The sequence below is a fragment of the Streptomyces sp. NPDC002619 genome, assembly GCF_042889305.1.
In the GTDB taxonomy this organism is placed as follows: Bacteria; Actinomycetota; Actinomycetes; order Streptomycetales; family Streptomycetaceae; genus Streptomyces.
Genome location: NZ_JBIAQV010000005.1, coordinates 234,761 through 257,950, shown reverse-complemented (window position 1 = coordinate 257,950; position 23,190 = coordinate 234,761). Strand labels below are relative to the sequence as shown.

The following is a 23,190-nucleotide window of genomic DNA, read 5'->3' as shown; positions in this document are numbered from 1 at the left end:
GCCCTTGGCCCGACGGCTCTGTAAGGGCACCACCCGGCTACCGGCCGGGAGCCCGGCCGCTGTGCAACACGTCACCGCACGCGCCACCTGACTGACTGTTTGTCAGTTGTCTATGGTGATCAGGTGAGCGAGCAGACGCAGCAACGAGGCACGTCACAGGCGCGGCGCGTGGTCGTCGTCGGAGCGGGCATGGCCGGGGTGCAGACCGCGGTCGCCCTGCGGGAACAGGGCTTCAAGGGCACCGTCACGCTGATCGGCGCCGAACCCCACCAGCCGTACGACCGGCCGCCGCTGTCCAAGGCCGTGCTGCTCGGCAAGGCCGAGGGCTCCGCCTTCGACGTCGACTTCGAGGCACTCGGCATCGACGTCCGGCTGGGCAGCGAGGCGCTGGGCGTGCGCCCGGCCGACCATGAACTGGACACCGAAGCGGGACCGGTGCCGTACGACGTCCTGGTCCTCGCGACTGGTGCCGAACCGATCCGCCTGCCCGGCGCGGAGGGCGTCCCCGGGGTGCATCTGCTGCGCACCCTGGACGACGCCGAGCGGCTGCGGCCGGTGCTCGCCCGGCAGCACGACATCGTGGTTGTCGGCGCGGGCTGGATCGGCGCCGAGTTCGCCACGGCGGCCCGTGAGGCGGGCTGCGCGGTGACGGTCATCGAGGCCGCCGACCGGCCGCTCGCGGGCGCGCTGCCGGCCGAGGTGGCCGCGCCGATGACCGCCTGGTACGCCGACAGCGGCACCGAACTGCGCACCCACGCGCGCGTGGAGCGCATCGAACCCGGTGAGGTCGTCCTCGACGACGGCTCGCGGCTGCCCGCGGGAGCCGTCGTCGTCGGCGTCGGCGCCCGCCCCGCCACGGCCTGGCTGTCCGGCTCCGACATCGAACTGGGCGCGCACGGCGAGGTCGTGGCCGACGACCACCTGCGCACCTCCGTACCGGACGTGTACGCGGTCGGCGACTGCGCCTCCTTCCCTTCGGGCCGCTACGGCGAACGGCTGCTCGTGCACCACTGGGACAACGCCCTCCAGGGGCCGCGCACGGTCGCGGCGAACATCGTCGGCGACGCCTCGGCCGTCTACGACCCGGTGCCGTACTTCTGGTCCGAGCAGTTCGGCCGTTTCGTCCAGTACGTCGGTCATCACGCGGCGGCCGACACGCTCCTGTGGCGCGGCGACCCGGCCGGGCCCGCCTGGTCCGTCTGCTGGCTGCGCGGGGACCGGCTGGTCGCTCTGCTGGCGGTGGGCCGGCCGCGGGACCTGGCGCAGGGGCGGCGGCTGATCGAGGCGGGTACGCCGATGGACCCACGGCTGCTGGCGGACCCGGCCCGGCCGCTGAAGGAAGCCACCGCTTGACGAACATGACGCGCGTGACCAGAAAAGTCCCGGTTTGGCGGGGCCCGACTTCCGACTGTCAGTCCGGGATGGCACGCTGTTTCCGTGACCGAGATTGACGCAAAAATCGATGCTCTCGTCCCCGCCTGGCTCACCCTCCCCGACATCGCAGAGATGCTGGACGTCGAGGTGACGCGTGTGCGGCAGCTGGTCAAGGAGGGCCAGCTCATCGCCGTACGCCGTGGCGAGAACCGGGCGCTGCACGTCCCCGCCGCCTTCATCGACGGGGACAAGGTCGTCAAGGGCCTGTCCGGGACCCTGACGCTCCTGCGGGACGACGGCTTTTCCGACGAAGAGATGCTGGAGTGGCTCTTCACCCCCGACCCCAGCCTGCCCGGCACTCCCGCCCAGGCCCTGAGCGAGAACCGCGGCACGGAGGTGAAGCGCCGCGCCCAGGCGCTCGCCGTCTGACCCGAACACCGTCCGGCGTCCGGGCCGTGGCCCTCAGGGGCCACGGCCGTGGACGGGTGCGGCCTGGGGTCCGCAGCCCGACCGAGGCCCGTGGTCCGCGCGGCCGACTACGCTCACGGCAGCCCTACGCCATTCACGCCACGTACGTCACCGACAACGCACCGAAACCGGGGGGACGCACCGTATGTCCGACACAGGCACCGCCACCACCGCCCGCGCCCGGCTCGCCGACGCCCGCGTCTACCTCTGTACCGACGCCCGCAAGCGGCAGGGCGACCTCGCCGACTTCCTGGACGCGGTCCTGGCCGGCGGCGTCGACATCGTGCAGCTGCGTGACAAGGGCATGGAGGCGGGCGAGGAGCTGGAGCACCTCGCGGTCTTCGCCGAGGCCTGCGCCCGGCACGGCAAGCTGCTCGCGGTCAACGACCGCGCCGACATCGCCCGCGCCGCCGGCTCCGATGTGCTCCACCTCGGCCAGGGCGACCTCCCGGTCCCCGCGGCCCGCGCGATCCTCGGCGACGGCGTCCTGATCGGCCGCTCCACCCACGCCGAGTCAGAGGCCGCCGCGGCTGCCGCCCAGGAGGGCGTCGACTACTTCTGCACCGGCCCGTGCTGGCCGACCCCCACCAAGCCCGGCCGGCACGCGCCCGGCCTCGGCCTGGTCCGGTACGCCGCCTCCCTGGACACCGACCGCCCCTGGTTCGCCATCGGCGGCATAGACCTCGGCAACCTCGACGAGGTGCTCGACGCGGGCGCCCGCCGAGTGGTCGTCGTCCGCGCGATCACGGAGGCCGACGACCCGGGAGCGGCGGCGGCGGAGTTCGCCAAGCGACTGCGTCAGGCGTAGGCCCCTGGGCCTCGCGTAGACGCCGTGCGTCGGCGGCTTGTCCAAGGGGTGAACAATAAGTCGGCAAATCGGGCAAATCCCCGGCGTCCGGTTGGGGGACTGCTCACCCATGGCTAACCTGCCGGTATGGCCCTTGGCACCGCATCCACCAGGACCGATCGCGCGCGCACTGTGCGTGACATCCTCGGCACTGGCAAGACGACATACTCGTTCGAGTTCTCGGCGCCGAAGACCCCCAAGGGCGAGCGGAGCCTGTGGAGCGCGCTGCGCCGGGTCGAGGCAGTGGCCCCCGACTTCGTCTCCGTGACGTACGGCGCCGGCGGTTCCACCCGAGCGGGCACGGTCCGGGAGACCCAGCAGATCGTCGCCGACACGACGCTCACCCCGGTTGCCCACCTCACCGCGGTCAACCACTCCGTCGCCGAACTGCGCAACATCATCGGCCAGTACGCGGACGCCGGGATCCGCAACATGCTCGCCGTCCGCGGCGACCCGCCCGGCGACCCCATGGCCGAGTGGGTGGCGCACCCCGAGGGACTGGCGTACGCGGCCGAACTCGTCGAACTCATCAAGGAGTCGGGCGACTTCTGCGTGGGCGTCGCCGCCTTCCCCGAGATGCATCCGCGCTCCAGGGACTGGGACACGGACGTCGCGCACTTCGTCGACAAGTGCCGTGCGGGCGCCGACTACGCCATTACGCAGATGTTCTTCCAGCCGGAGTCGTATCTGCGCCTGCGCGACCGGGTCGCCGCCGCGGACTGCCGGACCCCGGTCATTCCCGAAGTCATGCCGGTCACGAGCGTGAAGATGCTGGAGCGGCTGCCCAAGCTCAGCAACGCCGTATTCCCGGACTCCCTGAAAGAGCGGATCCTCACAGCCAAGGACGATCCTGCGGCGGTACGCTCCATCGGTATCGAGTTCGCCACGGAGTTCTGCGCACGGTTGCTCGCCGAGGGAGTGCCTGGTCTGCACTTCATCACGCTCAACAACTCCACGGCAGCGCTGGAAATCTACGAGAACCTCGGTCTGCACCACCCACCGCAGGCCTAGACCTGCCGCACCGGGATACGACACACTGCGTAGCGGTCACTGGAGGAGGGGCGTACATGGGCTTGACGGTCCTCTACATCGCGTTCGGCGTCGTCGCACTGTGGTTGCTGGGCGAGGTGCTGCTCCAGTACAAGGCGCGGCTGCGCTGGCGGCTGCTCGCCTTCGCCGGCTTCCTGGGCGTCGTGCTCGGTGTGCTGGCACACTCCGTCATCATCATCGGTGTGGGCGCGGCCGCCTTCGTGATCGGCCAGACCTATGTCACCCTCTCGTTCCGCCGCGGCTTCGAGGCGGGCTGGGCGGTCAACAGGCCGGGCGCGGACGGCAGCAGGCGCGGCCGCGGCGAGGCCGACTACCAGGACCCCGCCCTCGAGGTCTCCGACATGGAGGCGGGCGAGGACGGCTACGACGACCGGGACGCCGGCTACGGCCGTGACAGCGTCGCGTACGGCGACCACGGCAATGACGCCTACGACCGCGACGACGTGTTTACCGCGGGCCACGCACACGAGCCCACCGCCGCCGAGTCGACCGCCGTGTACGAGCCGCAACCGCTGCCCGACGACACCGGCTCGTACGGCATATACAGCGGCTCCTCCTACGCCGCGGCCGACACCGACCCGGCCTACGCGACCGCCGGCCAGCCCCAGGACCAGGGCTACGCGGCCGCCGCCCAGGGCACCGACCAGACGTACGGCTACGACTACTCCGGCTACGGGCAGCAGCAGTACGGCTACGACACCACCGGCCAGCAGCAGTACGCCAACTACTCCGACCCGTACATCGGCACCCAGACGTACGGCGGCGCCGCGTACGACCCGGCCTACGGCCAGCAGCAGTACGGCCAGCAGGGGTACGGCCAGGACCAGTACGCCACCGGCAACTACGGCGAGACCCCGGCCGGCGGGGTCTGGGTCCCGCAGCAGCGCACCGACGAGGCCTACGGCGGCGAACTCCCGCAGGAGCAGCCGTACCCCTACCAGGGCAACGGGCAGCAGCAGGGCAACGGGTACGACGAGCAGTACCGCTACTGACGCACCGGCTCACTGAGAGCCGCGGAACTCCGGTCCCTCCACGATCAGCCCCGCGACCAGCGCGCCGGACATGCCCGCGTGCGGCAGCCCGCCACCGGGGTGTGACCAGCCGCCGACCGTGAACAGGCCGGGCACAGCGGTGGTGTTGGCCGGGTGCAGCAGACGCCCGCCGCCCGCCGCGAGCGCCGGGGCCGGTATCGCTCCGCCCGCCGCGCCCGTCGTCTCCTCGATGTCGGCGGGGGTGCGCACCTCCGTCCAGAGGATGCGCTCGCGCAGCCCGGGCACGACTCGTTCGGCGACGGTGATCAGGTTCTCGGCGAGGGCCGGGTCCGCCTCACCCGGCTGGGCCGGGACCGCCGAGACCAGTGTGATCGCCTCGTGGCCCGGGTCCGGCACCAGCGTCGGGTCGTCGGGCCGCAGCACGGTGACCGTGGGCCGCGCGGCCATTCCGCCCGGCGTGCCGAACAGCAGATCCAGCTCCGTCTCCCGGTTCTCCGCGTGCACCACGGTCCGGTGAGCCGCCCCCTGCGGCCGTCCGCCGCGCAGCGCCAGCAGCACGGTGAGGCGGCTCGGCAGCCCGTGCTGAGGCGCGACGCCGCTCTCGGGCCGCAGCGCCTTGCCGGATACGAAGCGGCTCAGGGTTTTCGGAGCGACCCCGGCGACCACGAAGTCGGCCTCGGCCACCTGTCCGTCCGTCAGCTCGATCCCGGCCGCCCGGCCGTCCTTCTCCAGCACCCCGGTGACCTCGGCGCCGAAGACGAACTCGACCTTCCGTCGCAGGCAGCGCTCGTACACCGCGCGCGCCAGTTCCCGTATGCCGCCGCGCACGTACCAGGTGCCGAAGGCGTGCTCCATGTACGGCAGCACGGCCGCGCTCGCCGGAGCGGTCCGGGGATCGAGGCCGTACGTCAGCGCGTGGCTCTCCAGGAGCGCGGCCAGGCGCGGGTCGCGCAGCTCCCAGGCTCCGACCTCGGCGAGCGTGCCGGCCACCCGGGTGCGCAGCAGGCGCTTGTGCGGAACGGCCGGGTAGGGCTCACGCTCGGCCAGCACCGGCCAGTTCGGCCACAGCGGCTCCTCCAGGAGGGGCCGGCGGGTGCGGTCCCAGGCCTCGCGGGCACGCACCAGAAAGTCGCCCCAGCGCTGCCCGGCGCCCGTGCCGAGGGCCGCGTCCAGCGCCCCGACGACGCCCGCGCGCGAGGCGTTCGGCAGGGACACCTCCGTGCCGTCCGCGAACACGTGCCGCGACGACGGGTCGACCTGCACCAGCTCGACGCAGTCCTCCAGCGCCTCCTTGCCGGTCTTGACGAACAGATCGCGGTGGACGGCGGGCAGCGTCAGCAGTCCGGGGCCCGTGTCGAAGCGGAACCCGTCCCGCTCGAACCGGCGCACCGCACCGCCGTACGTCTCCGTGCGCTCGTACACAACCACCCGGTGGCCCGCGACGGCCAGCCGGGCGGCGGCCGCCATCGCGCCCATCCCGGCGCCGATCACCGCAATCCGTCCCATGCCCGCGACTTTATCGACCGCCACTGACAATCCCGCCCACGGGCGGTCAGTCCGGTGTTCGCTCCACCTGGGAAGCCAGCTTCCGCTCCTCCCGCCGCTGGGCCCGGCGGCGCAGGAAGCGCCGGATCCGCGAGATCAGGAAGAACAGCACGACCAGCCCGGCGAACAGCAGGACCGCCGCGATGATCGCCGCGGCTTCCGGATGGAACATCGCGAAGGTGACGATCCCGCCCACCCCGAGATCCTCCGCCATGCTCACGATCATGTTGCTGAAGGGCTCGGGCGACGTGTTGATCGCCATCCGGGCCCCGGCCTTGACCGTGTGGCTGGCCAGCGCCGTCGAACCGCCGAGCAGCCCCGCCGCCACGTCCGACAGCGAACCGCTCTGCCCGGCCAGCAGCGCGCCGACCCAGGCACCGGCGGCCGGCCGGACCACGGTGTGCACGGAGTCCCACGCCGAGTCGACGTACGGGATCTTGTCGGCGACGGCCTCGCACAGGAACAGCGCCCCGGCGATGGCGAGCACCTCGGGGCGCTGCAACGTCTCGGGGATGTCGTCGCTCACCCCGGTCGCACCGAAGACGCCGAGCAGCAGCACGACGGCGTAGGCGTTGATGCCGCTGGCCCAGCCGCTGGTGAACACCAGGGGGAGTACGGACACGGAGGTGATCGTAACCAGTCGGCAACCGTGCGTCCTGGGCTTGAGTGCGGACGGCTGAGTACCCGTACCTAGGGAGTGAGATGAGTACGCGCGCGGATGGGGGCCGACCTGCGCGAACGAGAGAGTGGAGACACGGAAAGGGGCGCGGCACCGGCACCGCCGACACGGGGCGGCGGAACGGGGCCCGCGCCCTTGGCCGCTCCTTCCGTCGATTCCGTCGGCGGAAGCGAGCCACGGGGGACCGTACGGCGACCGTACGGGGGAGCAACGGGGGAGTACGGAAGGCGCCGGTCCGACGGCGGCCCGCGGGGGACGCGGCCACCTCTCGGACCGGCGCTTTCGTGTGCACGCGCGCGTGGACTCACCGTCGACCGGCCACGTGCGTGTGTCTCACCGCTTGCCGCTCACCCGGCCCTGGAGCAGCCGGGACAGGGCCGCGTGGACGTCGTCCAGGGACCGCTCCGGCTGGAAGGACTTCCAGTCCAGCGCGGCCACCAGCACCATGCCGACCAGTGCGGCGGCGGTCAGCTGGATGTCGATCTCCTCGCTGAACTCGCCGTTCTCCACGCCCTCGCGCAGTACGCCCTCCACGACGGCGACGGCCTCCTGCCGCACCACCATCAGCGTGGACTGCCAGGCGCGGTTGGTGCGCCACAGCTCGGCCACGTACAGCTGGGTGAAGGACGGATAGCGGTCGATGAAGACGAGCCCGGCGCGGACCATCGCGTCCAGGGCGTCCACCTTGCCGCCGCCCTCGCGTGCCGTCCGTTCCGCCGCCTCCTTCAGGGAGGCGGTGAGGAGTCCCACGCCGTGCCGCAGCAGCTCCTCGAAGAGGACCGACTTGCTCGCGAAGTTGTAGTAGACCGTGCCCTTCGCGACCCCGGCGCGCTCGGCGATCTCGTCCACCGTGGTCGCGGAGAAGCCCTGCTCGGCGATGAGGGTGACGGCCGCCTCGTAGAGCTTCTGCCGGGTTGCCTCGCGGCGGGTGCTGCCGCCGGACGTGGCGCTGCTGCTTTCCATGGATCCGATTCTCACAGGTACGCGCGCGTGCAGGGACTTCTTGCGGATCACAGGCTCAGCTCCGGGTGCAGCCGGTCCAGTGTCCACACCTGGCGGCGCCGGGCCGACAGCGCGGTGAGCGCCAGGGCCCCTGCCGTGAACGCCACCAGCATGCCGCACGCCTGCCACACCGGGCCGAGCCCGCCGCCCGTGATCAGCCTCCGTAGGGCCTCGACGACGTAGCTCATCGGCAGGAAGGGGTGGATCGCGTTGAAGAAGCCGGGGCTGGTCTGTACGGGGTACGTGCCGCCCGCCGAGGTCAGCTGGAGCATCAGCAGGGCGAGGACGAGGATCCGGCCCGCCGCGCCGAAGCGGGCGTTCAGCCACTGCACGAGCGCCGCGAAGCACGCCGTCACGAGGAACAGGAAGCCGACCGTCCCGGCCGCCCGCGCCATCTGCAGGCCGATCGCCCAGTGCAGCACGGACATCAGGGCCACCGTCTGCAGCACTCCGACCGCGACCACCGGCAGCCAGCCCGCCAGTGCGATCCGCCAGGCGGCCGAACCGACCGCCAGGGCACGCCGGTTGAGCGGCGCGATCAGCATGTAGGCCACCATCGCCCCGACCCACAGGGACAGCGGGATGAAGTAAGGGGCGAACCCGGTGCCGTAGTTGGGCGCCTTGTGCAGGTCCCGGGTGGCGAGTTGGACCGGGTCGGCCATCACCTCGGTGTGCCGGTCGCGGTCCTTCGTGCCGTAGTCGGGGATCTTCCCGGCGCCGTTGTGCAGTCCGCCGGCCAGTTTCCCGGAGCCGTCGACGAGCTTGTACATGCCGCCGCTCAGGTCCTCGGCGCCCGTGCGGAGCTTGCCGACGCCCTCGTCCAGGTCGGACGCGCCGGTCTTCGCCGTACCGAGTCCCGTGTGCAGCTTCTCGGCGCCCGCGGCGACCTTGCCCGCGCCCTCGTTCAGCTTGTTGATCCTCTTCACGGCGTCGTCGACGTCCTCGGAGAGGTGCGGTGCGCGCCCGGCGAGTGCCTGGGCCTGCTCCTGCAGGGTGCCGAGGTTCGCGCGCATCGTCTTCAGGTCGCCGTCCTGGTTGGCGATCAGCGTGTTGAGGTCGTCGGCGACGGCGGCCACGTCGTCGGCCGCCTCTCGGGCCTTCTTCAGGTCGGGGCAGACGGGGTCGGACAGCAGCGGTTTCTCGCAGTGGGCCCGGTAGAAGTCGTCCAGTGTCCCGGCTGCCGCGTGGGCCGTCCTGGCGGCGCCCGGCGCCGTCTTCACCAGGACGTCGAGGTTGTACCGGACCGCCTTGGCGGAGTCGGCGACCAGTTGGGCCGTGTCGCCGATGGTCTTCTCGTTGTCCTTCAGGAACGGTCCGGCCTTCTCGTAGACCCCGTTGACGTTGTCGGCGAGCGTCTGCGTGCCCTCGGCGACCTGCCGCGAACCGTCCTCCAGGTCGTCCGCGCCCTTGTCGAGCTTCGTCAGACCCTTGTCGAGCTTGCCGCTGCCGCTCTTGGCGTCCTTCAGCCCGTCCGCGAGATCCTTGGAGCCCTTCTCCGCCTTCCCGATGCCGCCCTTGAGTTTGTCGGCCCCCTTGGCGGCCTTCACGGTCTTCCCGTGGATGTCGGAGAACGAGATGAAGATCCGGTCCAGGAAGGACCGTGACGCCTTGGTGGACGCGGCCGTGCGCACCTCGCTGAAGACCGTCCGGGAGATCTGCCCGACGATGTAGTTGTTCGCGTCGTTCGTCCGCACCTGGAGCGCGCCCGTCTCCGGCGCAGCGCCGGCACTGGACGCGATGCGCGCGCTGAAGTCGGCGGGCATCGTCAGCGACAGGTAGTACGTGCCGTCCTCGACACCCCGGCGCGCCTCGGCGGCGCTCACCTCGTGCCAGTCGAACGTCCGGCTCTCGCGCAGCCCTTCGGTGATGTCGTCGCCCGCCGTGAGCCTATTCCCGCCTGCGGTCGCCCCCTTGTCGTCGTTCACGAGGGCCACGGGGATGCGGTCGAGGCGGCCGTACGGGTCCCAGAAGGACCACAGGTAGAGGGCGCCGTAGAGCAGAGGCAGCACCAGGAGCGCGACCAGGGCGGCACGCGGCAGCTTCCCCCGGCCGAAGCGCCTCAGCTCAAGCGCGGCCAGTCGCGGCGAGCGCATCGGCCTTCTCCTCTCCCTGCGTGGACACGCGGACGGTGCCGTCCGGGGCTTCGCCGCACACCGCCAGTACGGTCGTCCCGGCATCGGCGAGAGACCTCAACAGCGCCCAGAAGTCGGCGCGTTCGGCCTCGGACAGCTTGAGGTCCATGTCGTCGACGCCGAGCAGCCGCGGACGGCCGACGAGGGCGAGCGCGACGGAAAGGCGCAGCGCCTGCGGGCGCTCCAGATCGCGTACGGCGGTCCGGGCGCCCTTGGGCAGGGCGTCCAGGTCGAGTCCGGCGGCGCCGAGCGCGCCGTCGACGCGCAGTTTCGCCGCCACCGTACGCTCCGCGCGCGGCCGCAGCAGCCCGCGCAGGGAGTCGCCGAACCGGCGCTGCAGCAGGGCCCGTTCGCGCAGGTGCTCCCCGACGGTCAGTGCCGGGTCGAGGTCGGTCACCTCGGCGACGTTGGCCACGGCGCTGATCCGGCGCACGGCCGCCAACTGCTTCGGCAGCCGTGCCCCGCCCACGGCCGCCGTCCCCTCGGTCGCCCGCATCCGGCCGGTGAGCGCCAGCAGCAGACACGTCCGGCCGGACCCGGACGGTCCCTCCACCGCGATCAGCGCACCCGGCCGGGCGTCGACGGTGATCCCCCGGAACGCCCAGCCGCGCGGGCCCTTGAGCCCGAACTCCTCGACTGTGACAGCGACACCGTCCACCACTCCCCCTGAATGTGAGCCACCTGAATGTGCACCACAATTTGAACTGACTGGTCAGTGCAAAAGTTACCTCGAACCTTCGATCGAAGCAAAGTCCCAGGTCAGAACGGATTGTCAGTGCCATACCTCACGATGGGCACATACGGCACCTCGTATCAGGGCGTGCCGTCACCCAGACGACAGGAGGTTCGTCATGGCCAACTCGTCAGCGGCCGCCGCCCGTCGGCACCGCACCACCGGCCCTGCCCCCTCACTGACCGGCCCGGCGAGCGACGTGCACCCCGTGCTCCGCCGGGCCACGGCCCCGCCCGCCGCCCTCGACCTGCTCGCCCAGGCCCGTGCCGGACTCGACGAGGCAGCCGTCCTGGAAACCCCCAACGAGCGCTACGCGACTGCTCATCTCGCCGCCCTGCGCACCGCCGCCGCCGTGCTCGCCGCGCGAGGCCGGGCCGAGCCCTCGCCCCGCCGCCGCGCACGCATCAGGAGTGCCTGGGAAGTGCTCCCCGAGATCGCGCCCGAGCTCACCGAGTGGAGCGCCCTGTTCGCCTCCGGCGCCCGGCGCCGCGCCCGGGCGGAGGCGGGCATACAGGGCGCGGCCAGCCGCCGCGACGCCGACGACCTGATACGGGACGTGGCGATGTTCCTCCGCCTCGTCGAGCGGATGCTGGTGCTCCAGCCGGTTCTTCCGCAGCCCCGCCAGGAGCCGGACGAACCGGACCGACCACGCACCAGGAGCGACCTCCCCGACGCGGGCTGATCACCGGCACGGCCAAGGGGTGTCCGCCGTACGAGACGGACGCGGCCGCACGCCACCACGGTGACCAGGTACGGCACCGGAGGCAATAGGGTGGACAACGCCTGAGGCCTGCCCTGCGTCCGCACCTCGGACCGGGCGGGCACCCCGTTCGCGCCGCCGGGCAACAGGCGGTGCCGCGCCGAGGAGTCAACTCGTGTCGGACCCGATGCGCCCGCCCGTCTCCCACCACCCTCAACCGACGTCGCTGCGCTCCGACCCCTCTCGTCCTCGCGCCTCTCTTCGTACCGCCGTGGTCTGGGAGGTACTCCAGGACGTCCTCGACCGCCGGGTCAAGGCCACGGGCCGGGACTCTCTGGACGTCCTCGACACCGGGGGCGGCAGCGGCAACTTCGCGGTGCCCGTCGCCCGCCTCGGGCACCGCGTCACCGTCGTCGACCCCAGCCCGAACGCGCTGTTCGCGCTGGAGCGCCGGGCCGCCGAGGCCGGCGTCGCCGACCGCGTCCGGGGCGTCCAGGGCGACGCCCACGGCCTCTTCGACGTGGTCGAGCGCGGCGGCTACGACGCGGTGCTGTGCCACGGCGTTCTGGAGTACGTCGACGACCCCGCCGAGGGCGTCCGCAACGTCGTCGCCGCCCTGCGCGCCGAGGGCGTCCTCAGCCTGCTCGCGGCCGGTCTCGGCGGCGCCGTGCTCGCCCGTGCGCTCGCCGGTCACTTCAAGGAGGCCCGGCAGGCCCTCGACGACCCCGACGGCCGCTGGGGCGCCGGGGACCCGATGCCGCGGCGCTTCACCACCGAGCAGCTCACCGCGCTCGTCGAGGGCGCCGGCCTGCGCGTCGGCGCCGTGCACGGAGTGCGGGTCTTCGCCGACCTCGTGCCCGGAGTCCTCGTGGACACCGAACCCGGAGCGCTCGACGCCCTGCTCAAGCTGGAGGAGGCCGCGGCCCAGCTCCCGGCCTTCCACTCCGTGGCCACGCAGCTCCATGTGCTCGGTGAGACGCGGGGTCCCGACGAGGCCTGAGCGGCCACCGTGGAAGCGCCGCTGATCAGGGGCTCGAACGCACATGGAGTAGGCCACACGCCCCCCGAACGAGGGGTTTGCGCCGTATGATCGAGGGAGACCGCCCGGCATGACGGGTCGGCCGCCGGGGAATGGAAGCCTCAGCGAGCCGGGACGCTTATGGCGGATTTCGGTTGGCCAGTTGGCGTAGAGGGGCGGGTTTCACGGGGGCGATTCCCTGCCTATCCTGAAGGGACCCCCCGGGTCGCCCCGGCGACTGCACGATGAGGAGGAATCCGTGCCGCTCTCGGAGCACGAGCAGCGCATGCTCGAGCAAATGGAGCGAGCGCTGTACGCCGAAGATCCCAAGTTCGCGACAGCGCTTGAGGGAAACGGGCTGCGCACGTACACCCGGCGACGGGTCTACCAGGCGGTCGCCGGGTTCCTCGTAGGTATCGCGCTCCTCATGGCCGGAATGGTCGCACAGCAGATTTGGGTCAGCGTGGTGGGCTTCCTCGTCATGCTGGGCTGTGCGGTCCTTGCCGTAACAGGTTGGCGCAAGGCCCCCAAGCCGGGCGAGCAGCCCGCGGGTGCCCCGCATCCTCGCCGTCAGGGACGGCCGAAGCGGTCCATGATGGACCGGATCGAGGAGCGCTGGCAGCGCCGCCGCGACGAACAGGGCCACTAGTCTCGGCGAGGCTTTACCGGGACACATAAAGACATGCTTGAGGGGTGACCACCCGGTGGGTGGTCACCCCTCAGTCGTGTACCGGCACGTCGTCGCCACTGCGGGCCGGGCGGCCGGGCTCAGCTCTGCTGGCCCGACGGCTTGCGTACGTTCGGCCGGGCCGCCGTCGCCCGTGCCTTGAGCGCCGTCCACCATGCCGACACCGCCCACACCACGCGTACCGCGGATCTCGGGGCGAACAGTGCCCGTAGCCGCGTGCCACGGTTGACCGTGGAGTCGAGCCCGGCGATCACCTGGCGCACGTCTCCCGCCAGACCGGCCGTCGGACGCGGCCGCGGTGCGTAGAGGACCTGCTCCACCGCGTCGGCCACCCGGTGCACGGCCGCGCCCGCCGCCGCGTCGAGGTGTCCGAGCCCTACGATCCGGGCGGCCGCCTTGCGCGGGGTCTGCGAGTCGTCCGGCAGGATGCCGATGTCCCAGGCGGTGTCGGTCAACTCCGCCCAGACCGCCAGCGTGTGGGCCACCGCGCCCTCCTCGGTACGGGCGTGCCCGCCCAGCCGTACGGCACGCAGGCGCCTGCGCCACAGCAGCGGCGACAACGGGATCAGGAGCACGACCAGGCCGCCCAGCGCCAACAGCCCCAGCGCCCACCACTTCGAGCCGTCGTCACCGCCGCCCGCCACGGCCGCCGCCGACGGACTGTCGCACGTCCCCAGCCTCCGGTCGGGCGCAACGCAACTCTGGCTCGGCGAGGCCGCCGTCGAGGGCAGCACCGATGCTGCGTGCGAGGGGAGCCCCGGGTCCGGGTTCGCCGTGCCGGGGGTGTCCGTCTGGGTGTACGACGGTGCCGTGCCCCGGGTCGGGGTGGGCTCGAAGCGGGTCCAGCCCACGCCCTCGAAGTACAGCTCGGGCCAGGCGTGCGCGTCGCGGAGACCGACCGACACCGAGCCGTCCGCCTGCGGGGAACCGGGCGCGAAGCCGACGGCGACCCGGGCCGGTATGCCCAGCGTGCGGGCCATCGCGGCCATCGCGAAGGAGAAGTGGACGCAGAAGCCCTCCTTCCGCTTCAGGAAGTTCGCTATCGCGTTCGGGCCGCGGCCGACTTCCACCTTGGTGTCGTACTGGAAGCCGCCGGTCACCGCGAAGTAGTCCTGGAGCTTGACCGCCTCGTCGTAGTGGTTCGTCGCGCCCCGGGTGACCTGCTCGGCCGTCCTGGCCACCACCGACGGCAGCGAGCCCGGCACCTTCGTGTACTCGCGCTCCAGCGCGGCCGGCGGCTGCGGCGCCTCGGCCAGCTGCTCCGCGGTCGGCTGCACGTCAAGGCTGGTCACCTGGTAGGTCGCACCGCGCGTGTTCTGGCCGTGGTCGCCGACCAGCGTCATGCCGAGCGGTTCGTAGCGCCACCTGCCGCCGATCTTCACCTCGCTCGGCGGGTACGGCATCGGCAGCCAGTCCTGGGCGTACCAGTCCGCCGCCGAGATCACGGTCTTGACCTCGGTGCGCTTGATGTTCGGGCTCAGGCCGACCGGCGTGGGGATCGGGTCCGGCACGTCGACGATGTGCCGCTGGGCCGGCTTCCAGGTGGTGCCGTCGAAGTCGTCCAGGGAGACGATCCTGAGGTACAGGTCGGAGATGTCGTTCGTGTTTGTCTTCAGGGACAGGACCTGCCGGTCCTGGTCCACGTTCAGGCTGTCGCGCAGCGACACCAGGGGGTTCACTGCGGAGATCGTCCCGCCGTTCCCGTTGCCCGCGCCCACGCCCGTCCCCGCGCCGTCCAGGAGGCCGCCCTGGATCGCGGGCAGCGGCAGCAGGGCGACGCAGAGCGCGACCATGCCGATACGGCGCCCGGTACGCACCGGTGCCACCACGCCGCCCGTCGTGTCGCCGGGCGTGCGCGGCCCTCCGCCGAAGACTCGGCCCCACTGCGAGAGCCGGTCCCGGCCCTCGGCGAGCAGCAGCATCAGATAGCCCGAGGCCGCGACGAGGAACCAGAGCCAGTCGGCGCTGCTGTCGGACAGACCCGCGGCGACGGAGTACAGAGCGAGCAGCGGCAGGCCCGCGGGAGCCGCGCTGCGGAAGGTCACCGCGAGGGTGTCCACCAGCAGCCCGATCACCACGACACCGCCGACGAGCATGAGCCGTATGCCGTCGGAGAGCGGGGCCGGGATCGCGAACCGGCTGACGTCGTCCGAGCCCTGCTGGAGCAGGTCGGCGAAGTAGCGGAAGGTGTCGGGGCCGGGTATCAGACCGAGGATCGCGTGGCTCCGGGCGAAGACGAGGGTCAGCAGGACGAGCGTGACGAGAGCCTGCGCCGTCACGGTCAACGGCCGCGCCAGCGGCACCCGCCGCGTCGCCGCCCCGACACCCGTCTGGACGGCCACCAGGAACGCGGCCTGGAAGATCCACGTCACCGGCGAGACCAGCGGCAGCAGCGCGCACGCCGCCATCATCGTGGCCGCCGCCGCACACAACGCAAGCCGAGCCCGCCCGCTCATGACGACACCTCCAAGCCCCTCACCGCGCCACCACCACTCAGCCACGCCCACCCGCACACAGCCGTGCCCCGCCTCAGCGGCACCACCGTGCCCCGCCCCGACGGCCGCTCGCCGGCCCAGGCGTCTCGTGCTCGTATGCGCCCGTTCACGGCCGTGCCTCCCCGGTGCTGCCCGCGGCTGCTGTCGCGTTCGTGCGTTCGCGGTCCGCCTGGCGCCAGAGTTCGGGCAGGGAGCCGCCGCGGGGCACGCTCACGGCTGTCCAGCCCGCCTCGCGCAGCATGCGCAGCCGCTCCGCGTGCCGGTTCGTGGGGCCGGGTACGTCGGTCGGTTCCCGCACCCAGGTGTCGGGGTCCAGCAGGAACGCGACGGCGCCGCCGCTGCGCTGCCGCATCTTGGCGACCACCGTGGCCTGTTCCTCGTCGAGTTCGCCGAGGAAGGCCACCAGCAGCCCTTCGTTGCCACCGCGCAGCACGTCGTACGCCCGTGACAGGCCCGAGCCGTCCGAGTGGTCGATCACGGCGAGGGTGTCCATCATCAGCCCCGCCGCGTCCGCCGTCTCGTGGCTGGCGCCCGCGAACCCGTCGGCGCCCTCCCCGGGCACCGAATTGCCCGTGTCCGTCAACAGCCGTACCGAGAAGCCGCGTTCGAGCATATGGACCAGAACGGACGCCGTACCCGACACGGCCCACTCGAAGGCCGACTCCGGTCCCGCGCCCGCGAAGGCGATGCCCCGGGTGTCGAGCAGCACGGTGCACCGGGAGCGCTGCGGCTGTTCCTCGCGCCGCACCATCAGCTCGCCGTAGCGCGCGGTGGAGCGCCAGTGCACCCGGCGCAGGTCGTCGCCGTACCGGTACCCGCGCGGGATCACGTCGTCCTCGCCCGCCAGGGCCAGCGAGCGCTGTCGCCCGTCGCCGTACCCCCTCGCCTCGCCGCTCAGCCGCACCGGCGGCAGCGCCTCCACGCGCGGGATGACGGTCAGGGTGTCGTACGTCGAGAAGGAGCGGGTCAGCTCGCACATCCCGAACGGGTCCGTCAGGCGCAGTTGCAGCGGCCCCAGCGGATAGCGCCCGCGCAGGTCCGAGCGGACCCGGTACGACACCTCGCGGCGGCCGCCCGGCTCCACCCGGTCCAGGACGAAGCGGGGCCGTGGACCGAGCACGTAGGGCACCCGGTCCTGGAGCATCAGCAGTCCCGTCGGCAGCCGGGAGACGTTGTCCATCCGCAGATGGACGCGGGCCTCGCTGGTCGCCGGTACGCGCGAGGGGGACAGCCGGCGGCTGCCGGCCACCCGGTAGCGCGTGTGGAAGAGCACGGCCGCGCAGATCAGGGGCAGCACGGCCAGCAGGAGCCCGACCCGGAGCAGATCCGGCTGGCCCAGGACGTACGCGCAGATCGCCGCCGCGACGCCGGCCGCGAGGAAGGAGCGCCCGCGCGTGGTCAGCCCGGCCAGGGCCGTACGGACACCGCCCTTATCCCCTCGGTCGGCCTCCGCCTGCCCGGTCCCCCCGGTGCTCATCACAGCCTCCGGGGCGGCTGCTCGCGGAACGCGGACGGCGCCGCGCCCTGGCCCAGACCGCCGAAGCCGCTCTGCTGCGGCGCCGCGGGCACCGGGGTGCGCTGCAGGATCTCCTGGACGACCTGCTCCGCCGTACGCCGGTTGAGCTGGGCCTGGGCGGTGGGCAGCAGCCGGTGCGCCAGGACGGCGACGGCAAGGGCCTGGACGTCGTCCGGCAGCGCGTACTCCCTGCCGGAGAGGGCCGCGGACGCCTTCGCCGCGCGCAGCAGATGCAGCGTCGCACGCGGTGAGGCGCCGAGTCTCAGGTCGGGGTGCGTGCGCGTGGCGGCGGCCAGTTCCACCGCGTAGCGCCGGACGGTGTCGGCGACGTGCACGCCGCGCACCGCCTCGATCAGCTTCACGATCTCGTGCGCGTGCGCCACCGGCTGAAGGTCGTCCAGCGGGCTGACCCCGCCGTGGATGTCGAGCATCTGCAACTCGGCGTCCGCGCTGGGGTAGCCGATCGAGACCCGGGCCATGAAACGGTCGCGCTGCGCCTCGGGCAGCGGGTACGTGCCCTCCATCTCGACCGGGTTCTGCGTCGCCACCACCATGAAAGGACTGGGCAGTTCATAGGTCTGCCCGTCGATGGTGACCTGCCGCTCCTCCATCGACTCCAGCAGCGCCGACTGGGTCTTGGGCGAGGCGCGGTTGATCTCGTCGCCGATCACGATCTGCGCGAAGATCGCACCCGGCTTGAACTCGAAGTCCCGGCGCTGCTGGTCCCAGATGGACACACCGGTGATGTCCGAGGGCAGCAGGTCGGGCGTGAACTGGATACGCCGCACTGAGCAGTCGATCGACCGTGCCAGCGCCTTGGCCAGCATCGTCTTGCCCACGCCGGGGACGTCCTCGATCAGAAGATGTCCCTCGGCGAGCAGCACGGTCAGCGAAAGCCGTACGACCTCGGGCTTGCCCTCGATCACTCCTTCCACCGAACTGCGCACCCGCTCCACAGTGGCGGTCAGATCTGTGAGGCTCGCTCGATCGTCATAGGTCGTCACCCGGCCCTCCTCGGCCCGTTCTCACGCCGGGCCGTCGCTTCTGCGATGCGGACCAGCCCACCCCAAAACACGGACACCACGCGTGAAAAGTTCCGCGTGACGCCACACCCCGCATTCTTGCCGCCGTTACCGATTCGTGTCACTCGCCTGTGGACAACTGCCGTCACTATGTCGGTCTTACGGCTTTTCAGCATCGGTCCTACGGCTGATCGACCGCCCGTTCGAGGGTGATCGGTGGCCGAGTCCGGGGTGGCCGGGCCGGTCAGGTCGGGTCGACCTCGCGCAGCAGACCCGACCTGACGTCGAACACGAATCCGCGCACATCGTCGGTGTGCGGCAGGAACGGCGAGGTGCGCACTCGCTGCATGGACTGCCGTACGTCCTGCTCGACATCCCGGAAGCTCTCCACGGCCCAGGCGGGGCGCTGGCCGACCTCCATCTCCAGTTCGTGCCGGAAGTCCTCGGTGAGGGACTCCAGACCGCAGTTGGTGTGGTGGATGAGCACGACACTGCGGGTGCCGAGCGCGCGCTGGCTGATCGTCAGGGAACGGATGACGTCGTCGGTGACGACTCCGCCCGCGTTGCGGATGGTGTGGCAGTCGCCGAGCTTCAGGCCGAGCGCGGCGTGCAGGTCGAGACGGGCGTCCATACAGGCCACGACGGCCACGTGCAGGACCGGACGGGCGTCCATGCCCGGGTCGGTGAAGGCGGCCGCGTACTGCTCGTTGGCCTCTACGAGACGGTCCGTTACGGTGCCGCGACCAGCTATGGCGCCTTTGGGCCCGGTGGGAACTGCTGCAGAAGTCGTCATAGTCACGACGGTACTGGTCACGTATGTTCCGGGCCTGCTGTGAGACGGGACAAAGAACGTCATCGGGGCTTGTTGTGAGCTAACCCACAGGGAGGATAAAACTGCTCCGTACGGGTGAATCTTTTGGATTTGCGGCGCCGCCCGGAGTCCGCTGCGCGACGCGCAGGCCGGTTGATTGACCGCGAGACAGGGTGGACTAAAGTGACGCGAAGCGGGAGGCGAGGTTCTCCCTGCTGGACTGATTTCCCCGGAGACCCCGCCACCCGCGCGGACCGTCTCCCCACGTGCGCGGCGCGTACGTACGGCTCGGCCTCCTCCCGCTCCCGGTCGGCTGACGCTCTGCGGCTCCGGCGGACCGCCCCTTCCGGGGGCACCTCCGGCGTCAGCCGGGGAGGGCGGGGACCCGGCGGTGCGTACGGCCCGCGCCGGACCTGAGAGGCCCCCTTGAGTCAGAGTCGACACGTTCCGGTGATGCTCCAGCGGTCCCTGGACCTGCTGGCGCCCGCCCTTGAGCGGCCCGGAGCGGTGGTCGTCGACTGCACCCTGGGTCTCGGCGGGCACAGCGAGGCGCTGCTGGCCCGGTTCCCGGACGTCCGGCTCGTCGCCCTCGACCGCGACAAGGAGGCCCTGCGCCTGTCCGGGGAGCGGCTCGCCCCCTACGGCGAGCGGGCCACCCTGGTGCACGCCGTCTACGACGAGCTCCCCGACGTATTGGAGCGGCTCGGCATCGCGCGCGTGCAGGGCGTCCTGTTCGACCTCGGCGTCTCCTCCATGCAGCTCGACGAGGCCGACCGCGGCTTCGCCTACGCCCAGGACGCGCCCCTGGACATGCGCATGGACCAGACGACGGGCATCAGCGCCGCCGATGTCCTCAACACCTACCCGGCGGGCGAGCTCGTGCGCATCCTGCGCGCCTACGGCGAGGAGAAGCAGGCCAAGCGGATCGTCGCCGCCGTCGTGCGTGAGCGCGAGAAGGAGCCGTTCAGCAACAGCGCCCGGCTGGTGGAGCTGATCCGGGACGCGCTGCCGCAGGCCGCCAAGCGCACCGGCGGCAACCCGGCCAAGCGCACCTTCCAGGCCCTGCGCATCGAGGTCAACGGTGAACTGTCCGTCCTGGAGCGGGCCGTCCCCGCCGCCGTGCGGGCGCTCGCCGTGGGCGGCCGGATCGCCGTGCTGTCGTACCACTCGCTGGAGGACCGCCTGGTCAAGCAGGTGTTCGCGGCCGGTGCCGCCTCCACCGCGCCGCCCGGCCTGCCGGTGGTGCCCGAGCGCTACCAGCCCCGGCTCAAGCTGCTCACACGCGGTGCCGAACTTCCCACCGAGGAAGAGGTCGCGGAGAACCGGCGGGCGGCTCCGGCGCGGTTGCGCGGGGCCCAGCGCATCAGGGAAGACGTCGTATGAGGGGCGTGAGTGAGTTGGGTACCCGAACTCACCGGAGGGCATGTGAGTAGGAAACCCGAACTGAGGGGGCGGGCCGCCCGGCTCGCACAGCTCTTCCCGGTCGGCCGGGCCCGGGCCGCCCGCACCCCGTTCGTCCTGCTCGTCGTCCTGCTCCTCGGAGGCGGCCTGATCGCCCTGCTGGTCCTCAACTCGGCCATCAGCGAAGGCTCGTTCCAACTCGACGACCTGCAGAAGCGCACGAAGAACCTCACCGACGAGGAACAGGCCCTCCAGCGCGACATCGACGCCTACTCCGCCCCCGACGCCCTCCAGCGCCGCGCCCGCGAACTCGGCATGGTCCCCGGCGGCGACCCGGCCTTCCTCGACCCGAACGGCACGGTCAAGGGCGCCCCCAGCCCCGCCGCCGCGGTCACCCGTGCGCCCCGGCCCGCGGCCCCCGAGGCGCTCAGCAGCGCGGCCCCCCCGGACCTGCGGCCCAGCGCCCCCCCGCCCGCCACAGCCACCGCCTCCGCGACCCCCACCGCACCGGCGCCGCCCACGCCCTCCACCACCGCCCACCCCGCCATGACCACGACCCCCGGCAGGTGACGGAAGTGTCCGACAGGGAACCACCGCGCCGCCGCGTACCCGGCCCGGCCAAACCGCCCGCGAATCCCCGGCCCCGCGCCGACAGAGGGGACAGAGGAGACAGAGCCGATAGAGCCGACAGGGCGGATCCCCGGCGCGCCGGAAACGGCAAGGGCAACAGCAACGGCAACGGAGGGCAGCGGAGGCCCGGCCCCCGCCCCGGCCCCGGGGCCCGGCCGGTCCGGCGCCCCGGGACCGGGCCCCGGCCCGCCGCCGCTCCCGTCCTGCGGCTGGGCAGCCCCCGGCCCCGGCTCCGCCTCGTCGCACTCGCGCTGACCCTGGTGCTGCTCGCCTTCGTCGTACGGCTGCTCCAGGTCCAGGCCGTCGACGCCAGCGCCTATGCCGCCAAGGCCGAACTCAACCGCTACGTCGTGCACACCCTGGCCGCCGAGCGGGGCGGGATCACCGACCGCAACGGCGTGGCCCTCGCGATCAGCGAGGATGCCAACGACGTCACGGCCGACCCGACGATGTTCACCCGCAAGCAGCTCGGCATCGACGACGCCCCCGAGCAGGCCGCCGCCCTCCTCGCGCCGATCCTCGGCCAGGACCAGGCCGACCTCGTGCAGAAGCTGCGGCCGAAGAACAAGAACACGCGCTACGTCAAGCTCGCCGGGCGGCAGACCCCGCAGATCTGGAAGCAGATCAAGGACCTGAAGACAGCGCTCGACAAGAAGGCGCGGAAGGACAAGTCGACGGTCAACGTCCTCGCCGGCGTCTTCTCCGACCCCAGCAGCCAGCGCGTGTATCCCAACGGCGACCTCGCCGCCGGGATACTGGGCTGGGTCAACTCCGAGGGCAAGGGCGGCGGAGGCATCGAGCAGCAGCTGGACAAGAAGCTCTCCGGCAAGGACGGCAAGATCCGCTACGCCCAGTCCGGCGGCCGCGAGGTGCCCACCGTGGGCTCCACCGAGACCCTGGCCGTGCCCGGCTCCGACGTCGAGCTCACCATCGACCGCGACATCCAGTGGGCCGCGCAGAACGCCATCACCGAGCAGGTGAGGAAGTCCAAGGCCGACCGCGGTTATGTGATCGTCCAGGACGCCCGCACCGGCGAGATCCTCGCCATGGCCAACTCGCCCGGTTTCGACCCCAACGACCTGACGAAGGCGAACTCCTCGGCGATGGGGAACGCGGCCCTCCAGGACGCCTACGAACCCGGCTCCACCGCCAAGGTCATGTCGATGGCGGCCATCCTGGAGGAGAACGCTGCCACCCCGCTCACCCACGTCGTAGTACCCAACCGGCTGCACCGCGGCGACCGGCTCTTCCAGGACGACGTCGACCACGCCACCTGGAACCTCACCCTCAACGGCGTGCTCGCCAAGTCCAGCAACATCGGCACCATCCTGGCCACCGGCCAGCTCGGCAAGACTCAGCCCGAGGCCAACAGGGTCCTCTACTCGTACCTGCACAAGTTCGGCATCGGCGGCTATACGGGACTCGGCTTCCCCGGCGAGACCAGGGGCATTCTCGCGCCGGCCGACAAGTGGTCGACGTCGCAGCAGTACACGATCCCCTTCGGCCAGGGCATGTCGCTCAATGCCATGCAGGCGGCTTCCGTGTACTCGACGATCGCCAACGGCGGCGTCCGCGTCGAGCCGACCCTGATCCGCGGCGAGAAGGGCGCGGACGGGCGCTTCGCCCCCGCCCCGCAGCCCAAGAAGACCCGGGTGGTCAGCGCGAAGACGGCGAAGACCCTGGCGCAGATGCTGGAGTCCGTCGTCGACGACCAGGAGGGCACCGGCGCCAAGGCGCGCATCCCCGGCTACCGGGTCGCGGGCAAGACGGGCACGGCCAACCGTGTGGATCCGGCCACCGGCAAGTACCGCGGCTACACCTCGTCGTTCGCCGGATTCGCACCCGCGGACAAGCCCCGGATCACCGTCTACTGCGCCATTCAGAACGCCACCTCGGGCAGCTACTTCGGCGGCCAGATCTGTGGCCCCATCTACAAGCAGGTGATGGAGTTCGCCCTCAAGACCCTCCAGATCCCGCCCACCGGCGCCCCGCCCGCGAACCTGCCCGTCTCCTACAAGCCCTGATCAGCACCTCCGGGAAAGACCGGGAAGACCACCAGGAACGAGCCCGTGACAACGATCACTCCC

Annotated in this window: 20 protein-coding genes; 11 read left to right on the top strand and 9 right to left on the bottom strand. The window is 71.8% G+C overall.

What is annotated here, in order from left to right:
• The first annotated feature begins 123 nt into the window (after nucleotides 1-123).
• From ACFYXB_RS12235 to ACFYXB_RS12215, 5 genes are all read left to right on the top strand, one after another.
• Complete coding sequence (locus ACFYXB_RS12235; RefSeq protein WP_389580736.1) at nucleotides 124-1,353, top strand: NAD(P)/FAD-dependent oxidoreductase; 1,230 nt, start codon at nucleotides 124-126, stop codon at nucleotides 1,351-1,353.
• An 84-nt stretch (nucleotides 1,354-1,437) separates the two neighbouring features.
• Nucleotides 1,438-1,803, top strand: coding sequence for an Rv2175c family DNA-binding protein (locus ACFYXB_RS12230; RefSeq protein WP_351345025.1), 366 nt, complete (start codon nucleotides 1,438-1,440; stop codon nucleotides 1,801-1,803).
• A 184-nt stretch (nucleotides 1,804-1,987) separates the two neighbouring features.
• Nucleotides 1,988-2,650, top strand: a complete 663-nt coding sequence (thiE, locus tag ACFYXB_RS12225; protein WP_389580733.1) for a thiamine phosphate synthase — start codon at nucleotides 1,988-1,990, stop codon at nucleotides 2,648-2,650.
• Nucleotides 2,651-2,776: 126 nt separating this feature from the next.
• Nucleotides 2,777-3,700: a methylenetetrahydrofolate reductase [NAD(P)H] gene (gene metF / locus ACFYXB_RS12220; RefSeq protein WP_351345031.1), complete on the top strand. Its 924-nt coding sequence runs from the start codon at nucleotides 2,777-2,779 to the stop codon at nucleotides 3,698-3,700.
• A 56-nt stretch (nucleotides 3,701-3,756) separates the two neighbouring features.
• Nucleotides 3,757-4,731, top strand: a complete 975-nt coding sequence (locus ACFYXB_RS12215) for a hypothetical protein (RefSeq protein WP_389580729.1) — start codon at nucleotides 3,757-3,759, stop codon at nucleotides 4,729-4,731.
• A gap of 9 nt (nucleotides 4,732-4,740) precedes the next feature.
• Here the strand turns inward: ACFYXB_RS12215 and ACFYXB_RS12210 are convergent, their stop codons facing one another.
• The 5 genes from ACFYXB_RS12210 to ACFYXB_RS12190 all read right to left on the bottom strand — a co-directional run bounded on the left by ACFYXB_RS12210 (nucleotide 4,741) and on the right by ACFYXB_RS12190 (nucleotide 10,747).
• The gene (locus ACFYXB_RS12210) at nucleotides 4,741-6,237 is read right to left on the bottom strand and encodes a phytoene desaturase family protein (RefSeq protein WP_389580726.1); all 1,497 of its coding nucleotides are present in this window, start codon (nucleotides 6,235-6,237) and stop codon (nucleotides 4,741-4,743) included.
• Nucleotides 6,238-6,283: 46 nt separating this feature from the next.
• A complete protein-coding gene (locus ACFYXB_RS12205; RefSeq protein ID WP_389580723.1) occupies nucleotides 6,284-6,898 on the bottom strand; it encodes a DUF4126 domain-containing protein in 615 nt (204 codons plus the stop codon).
• Between the two features lie 390 nt (nucleotides 6,899-7,288).
• Complete coding sequence (locus ACFYXB_RS12200) at nucleotides 7,289-7,918, bottom strand: TetR/AcrR family transcriptional regulator (protein ID WP_351345043.1); 630 nt, start codon at nucleotides 7,916-7,918, stop codon at nucleotides 7,289-7,291.
• A 47-nt stretch (nucleotides 7,919-7,965) separates the two neighbouring features.
• The gene (locus ACFYXB_RS12195; RefSeq protein ID WP_389580721.1) at nucleotides 7,966-10,050 is read right to left on the bottom strand and encodes a YhgE/Pip family protein; all 2,085 of its coding nucleotides are present in this window, start codon (nucleotides 10,048-10,050) and stop codon (nucleotides 7,966-7,968) included.
• The gene (locus ACFYXB_RS12190; protein ID WP_389580718.1) at nucleotides 10,022-10,747 is read right to left on the bottom strand and encodes an ATP-binding cassette domain-containing protein; all 726 of its coding nucleotides are present in this window, start codon (nucleotides 10,745-10,747) and stop codon (nucleotides 10,022-10,024) included. The genes ACFYXB_RS12195 and ACFYXB_RS12190 overlap by 29 nt, the downstream gene beginning before the upstream one ends.
• 193 nt (nucleotides 10,748-10,940) lie before the next feature.
• Here ACFYXB_RS12190 and ACFYXB_RS12185 point away from each other — a divergent pair, with 193 nt between their 5' ends.
• From ACFYXB_RS12185 to ACFYXB_RS12175, 3 genes are all read left to right on the top strand, one after another.
• Nucleotides 10,941-11,504, top strand: coding sequence for an SAV_6107 family HEPN domain-containing protein (locus ACFYXB_RS12185; protein WP_351345052.1), 564 nt, complete (start codon nucleotides 10,941-10,943; stop codon nucleotides 11,502-11,504).
• Nucleotides 11,505-11,697: 193 nt separating this feature from the next.
• Nucleotides 11,698-12,522, top strand: a complete 825-nt coding sequence (locus ACFYXB_RS12180; RefSeq protein ID WP_389580715.1) for a methyltransferase — start codon at nucleotides 11,698-11,700, stop codon at nucleotides 12,520-12,522.
• A gap of 277 nt (nucleotides 12,523-12,799) precedes the next feature.
• Nucleotides 12,800-13,189, top strand: coding sequence for a DUF3040 domain-containing protein (locus ACFYXB_RS12175; RefSeq protein WP_351345058.1), 390 nt, complete (start codon nucleotides 12,800-12,802; stop codon nucleotides 13,187-13,189).
• 119 nt (nucleotides 13,190-13,308) lie between these two features.
• On the opposite strand, the gene ACFYXB_RS12170 is transcribed toward ACFYXB_RS12175, so the two are convergent.
• The 4 genes from ACFYXB_RS12170 to ACFYXB_RS12155 all read right to left on the bottom strand — a co-directional run bounded on the left by ACFYXB_RS12170 (nucleotide 13,309) and on the right by ACFYXB_RS12155 (nucleotide 19,054).
• Nucleotides 13,309-15,684 carry a DUF3488 and DUF4129 domain-containing transglutaminase family protein gene (locus tag ACFYXB_RS12170; RefSeq protein ID WP_389580711.1) on the bottom strand — a complete coding sequence of 792 codons (2,376 nt, stop codon included), beginning with the start codon at nucleotides 15,682-15,684 and terminating at the stop codon, nucleotides 13,309-13,311.
• Nucleotides 15,685-15,829: 145 nt separating this feature from the next.
• Complete coding sequence (locus ACFYXB_RS12165) at nucleotides 15,830-17,200, bottom strand: DUF58 domain-containing protein (RefSeq protein ID WP_389580709.1); 1,371 nt, start codon at nucleotides 17,198-17,200, stop codon at nucleotides 15,830-15,832.
• The gene (locus ACFYXB_RS12160; RefSeq protein WP_351345066.1) at nucleotides 17,200-18,243 is read right to left on the bottom strand and encodes a MoxR family ATPase; all 1,044 of its coding nucleotides are present in this window, start codon (nucleotides 18,241-18,243) and stop codon (nucleotides 17,200-17,202) included. Before ACFYXB_RS12160 ends, ACFYXB_RS12165 begins: the two co-directional genes overlap by 1 nt.
• 262 nt (nucleotides 18,244-18,505) lie before the next feature.
• The gene (locus ACFYXB_RS12155) at nucleotides 18,506-19,054 is read right to left on the bottom strand and encodes a beta-class carbonic anhydrase (protein ID WP_389580707.1); all 549 of its coding nucleotides are present in this window, start codon (nucleotides 19,052-19,054) and stop codon (nucleotides 18,506-18,508) included.
• A 444-nt stretch (nucleotides 19,055-19,498) separates the two neighbouring features.
• On the opposite strand from ACFYXB_RS12155, the gene rsmH reads away from it, so the two are divergent.
• Genes rsmH through ACFYXB_RS12140 form a run of 3 tightly spaced genes read left to right on the top strand, consistent with a single transcriptional unit; the run spans nucleotide 19,499 to nucleotide 23,127 of the window.
• Entirely contained in the window at nucleotides 19,499-20,455 is a 957-nt protein-coding gene (gene rsmH, locus ACFYXB_RS12150) for a 16S rRNA (cytosine(1402)-N(4))-methyltransferase RsmH (protein WP_389580704.1), read from the top strand.
• Between the two features lie 42 nt (nucleotides 20,456-20,497).
• Nucleotides 20,498-21,043: a septum formation initiator family protein gene (locus ACFYXB_RS12145; RefSeq protein ID WP_389580701.1), complete on the top strand. Its 546-nt coding sequence runs from the start codon at nucleotides 20,498-20,500 to the stop codon at nucleotides 21,041-21,043.
• 5 nt (nucleotides 21,044-21,048) lie between these two features.
• Nucleotides 21,049-23,127: a peptidoglycan D,D-transpeptidase FtsI family protein gene (locus ACFYXB_RS12140; protein ID WP_389580699.1), complete on the top strand. Its 2,079-nt coding sequence runs from the start codon at nucleotides 21,049-21,051 to the stop codon at nucleotides 23,125-23,127.
• The last annotated feature ends 63 nt before the right edge of the window (nucleotides 23,128-23,190 follow it).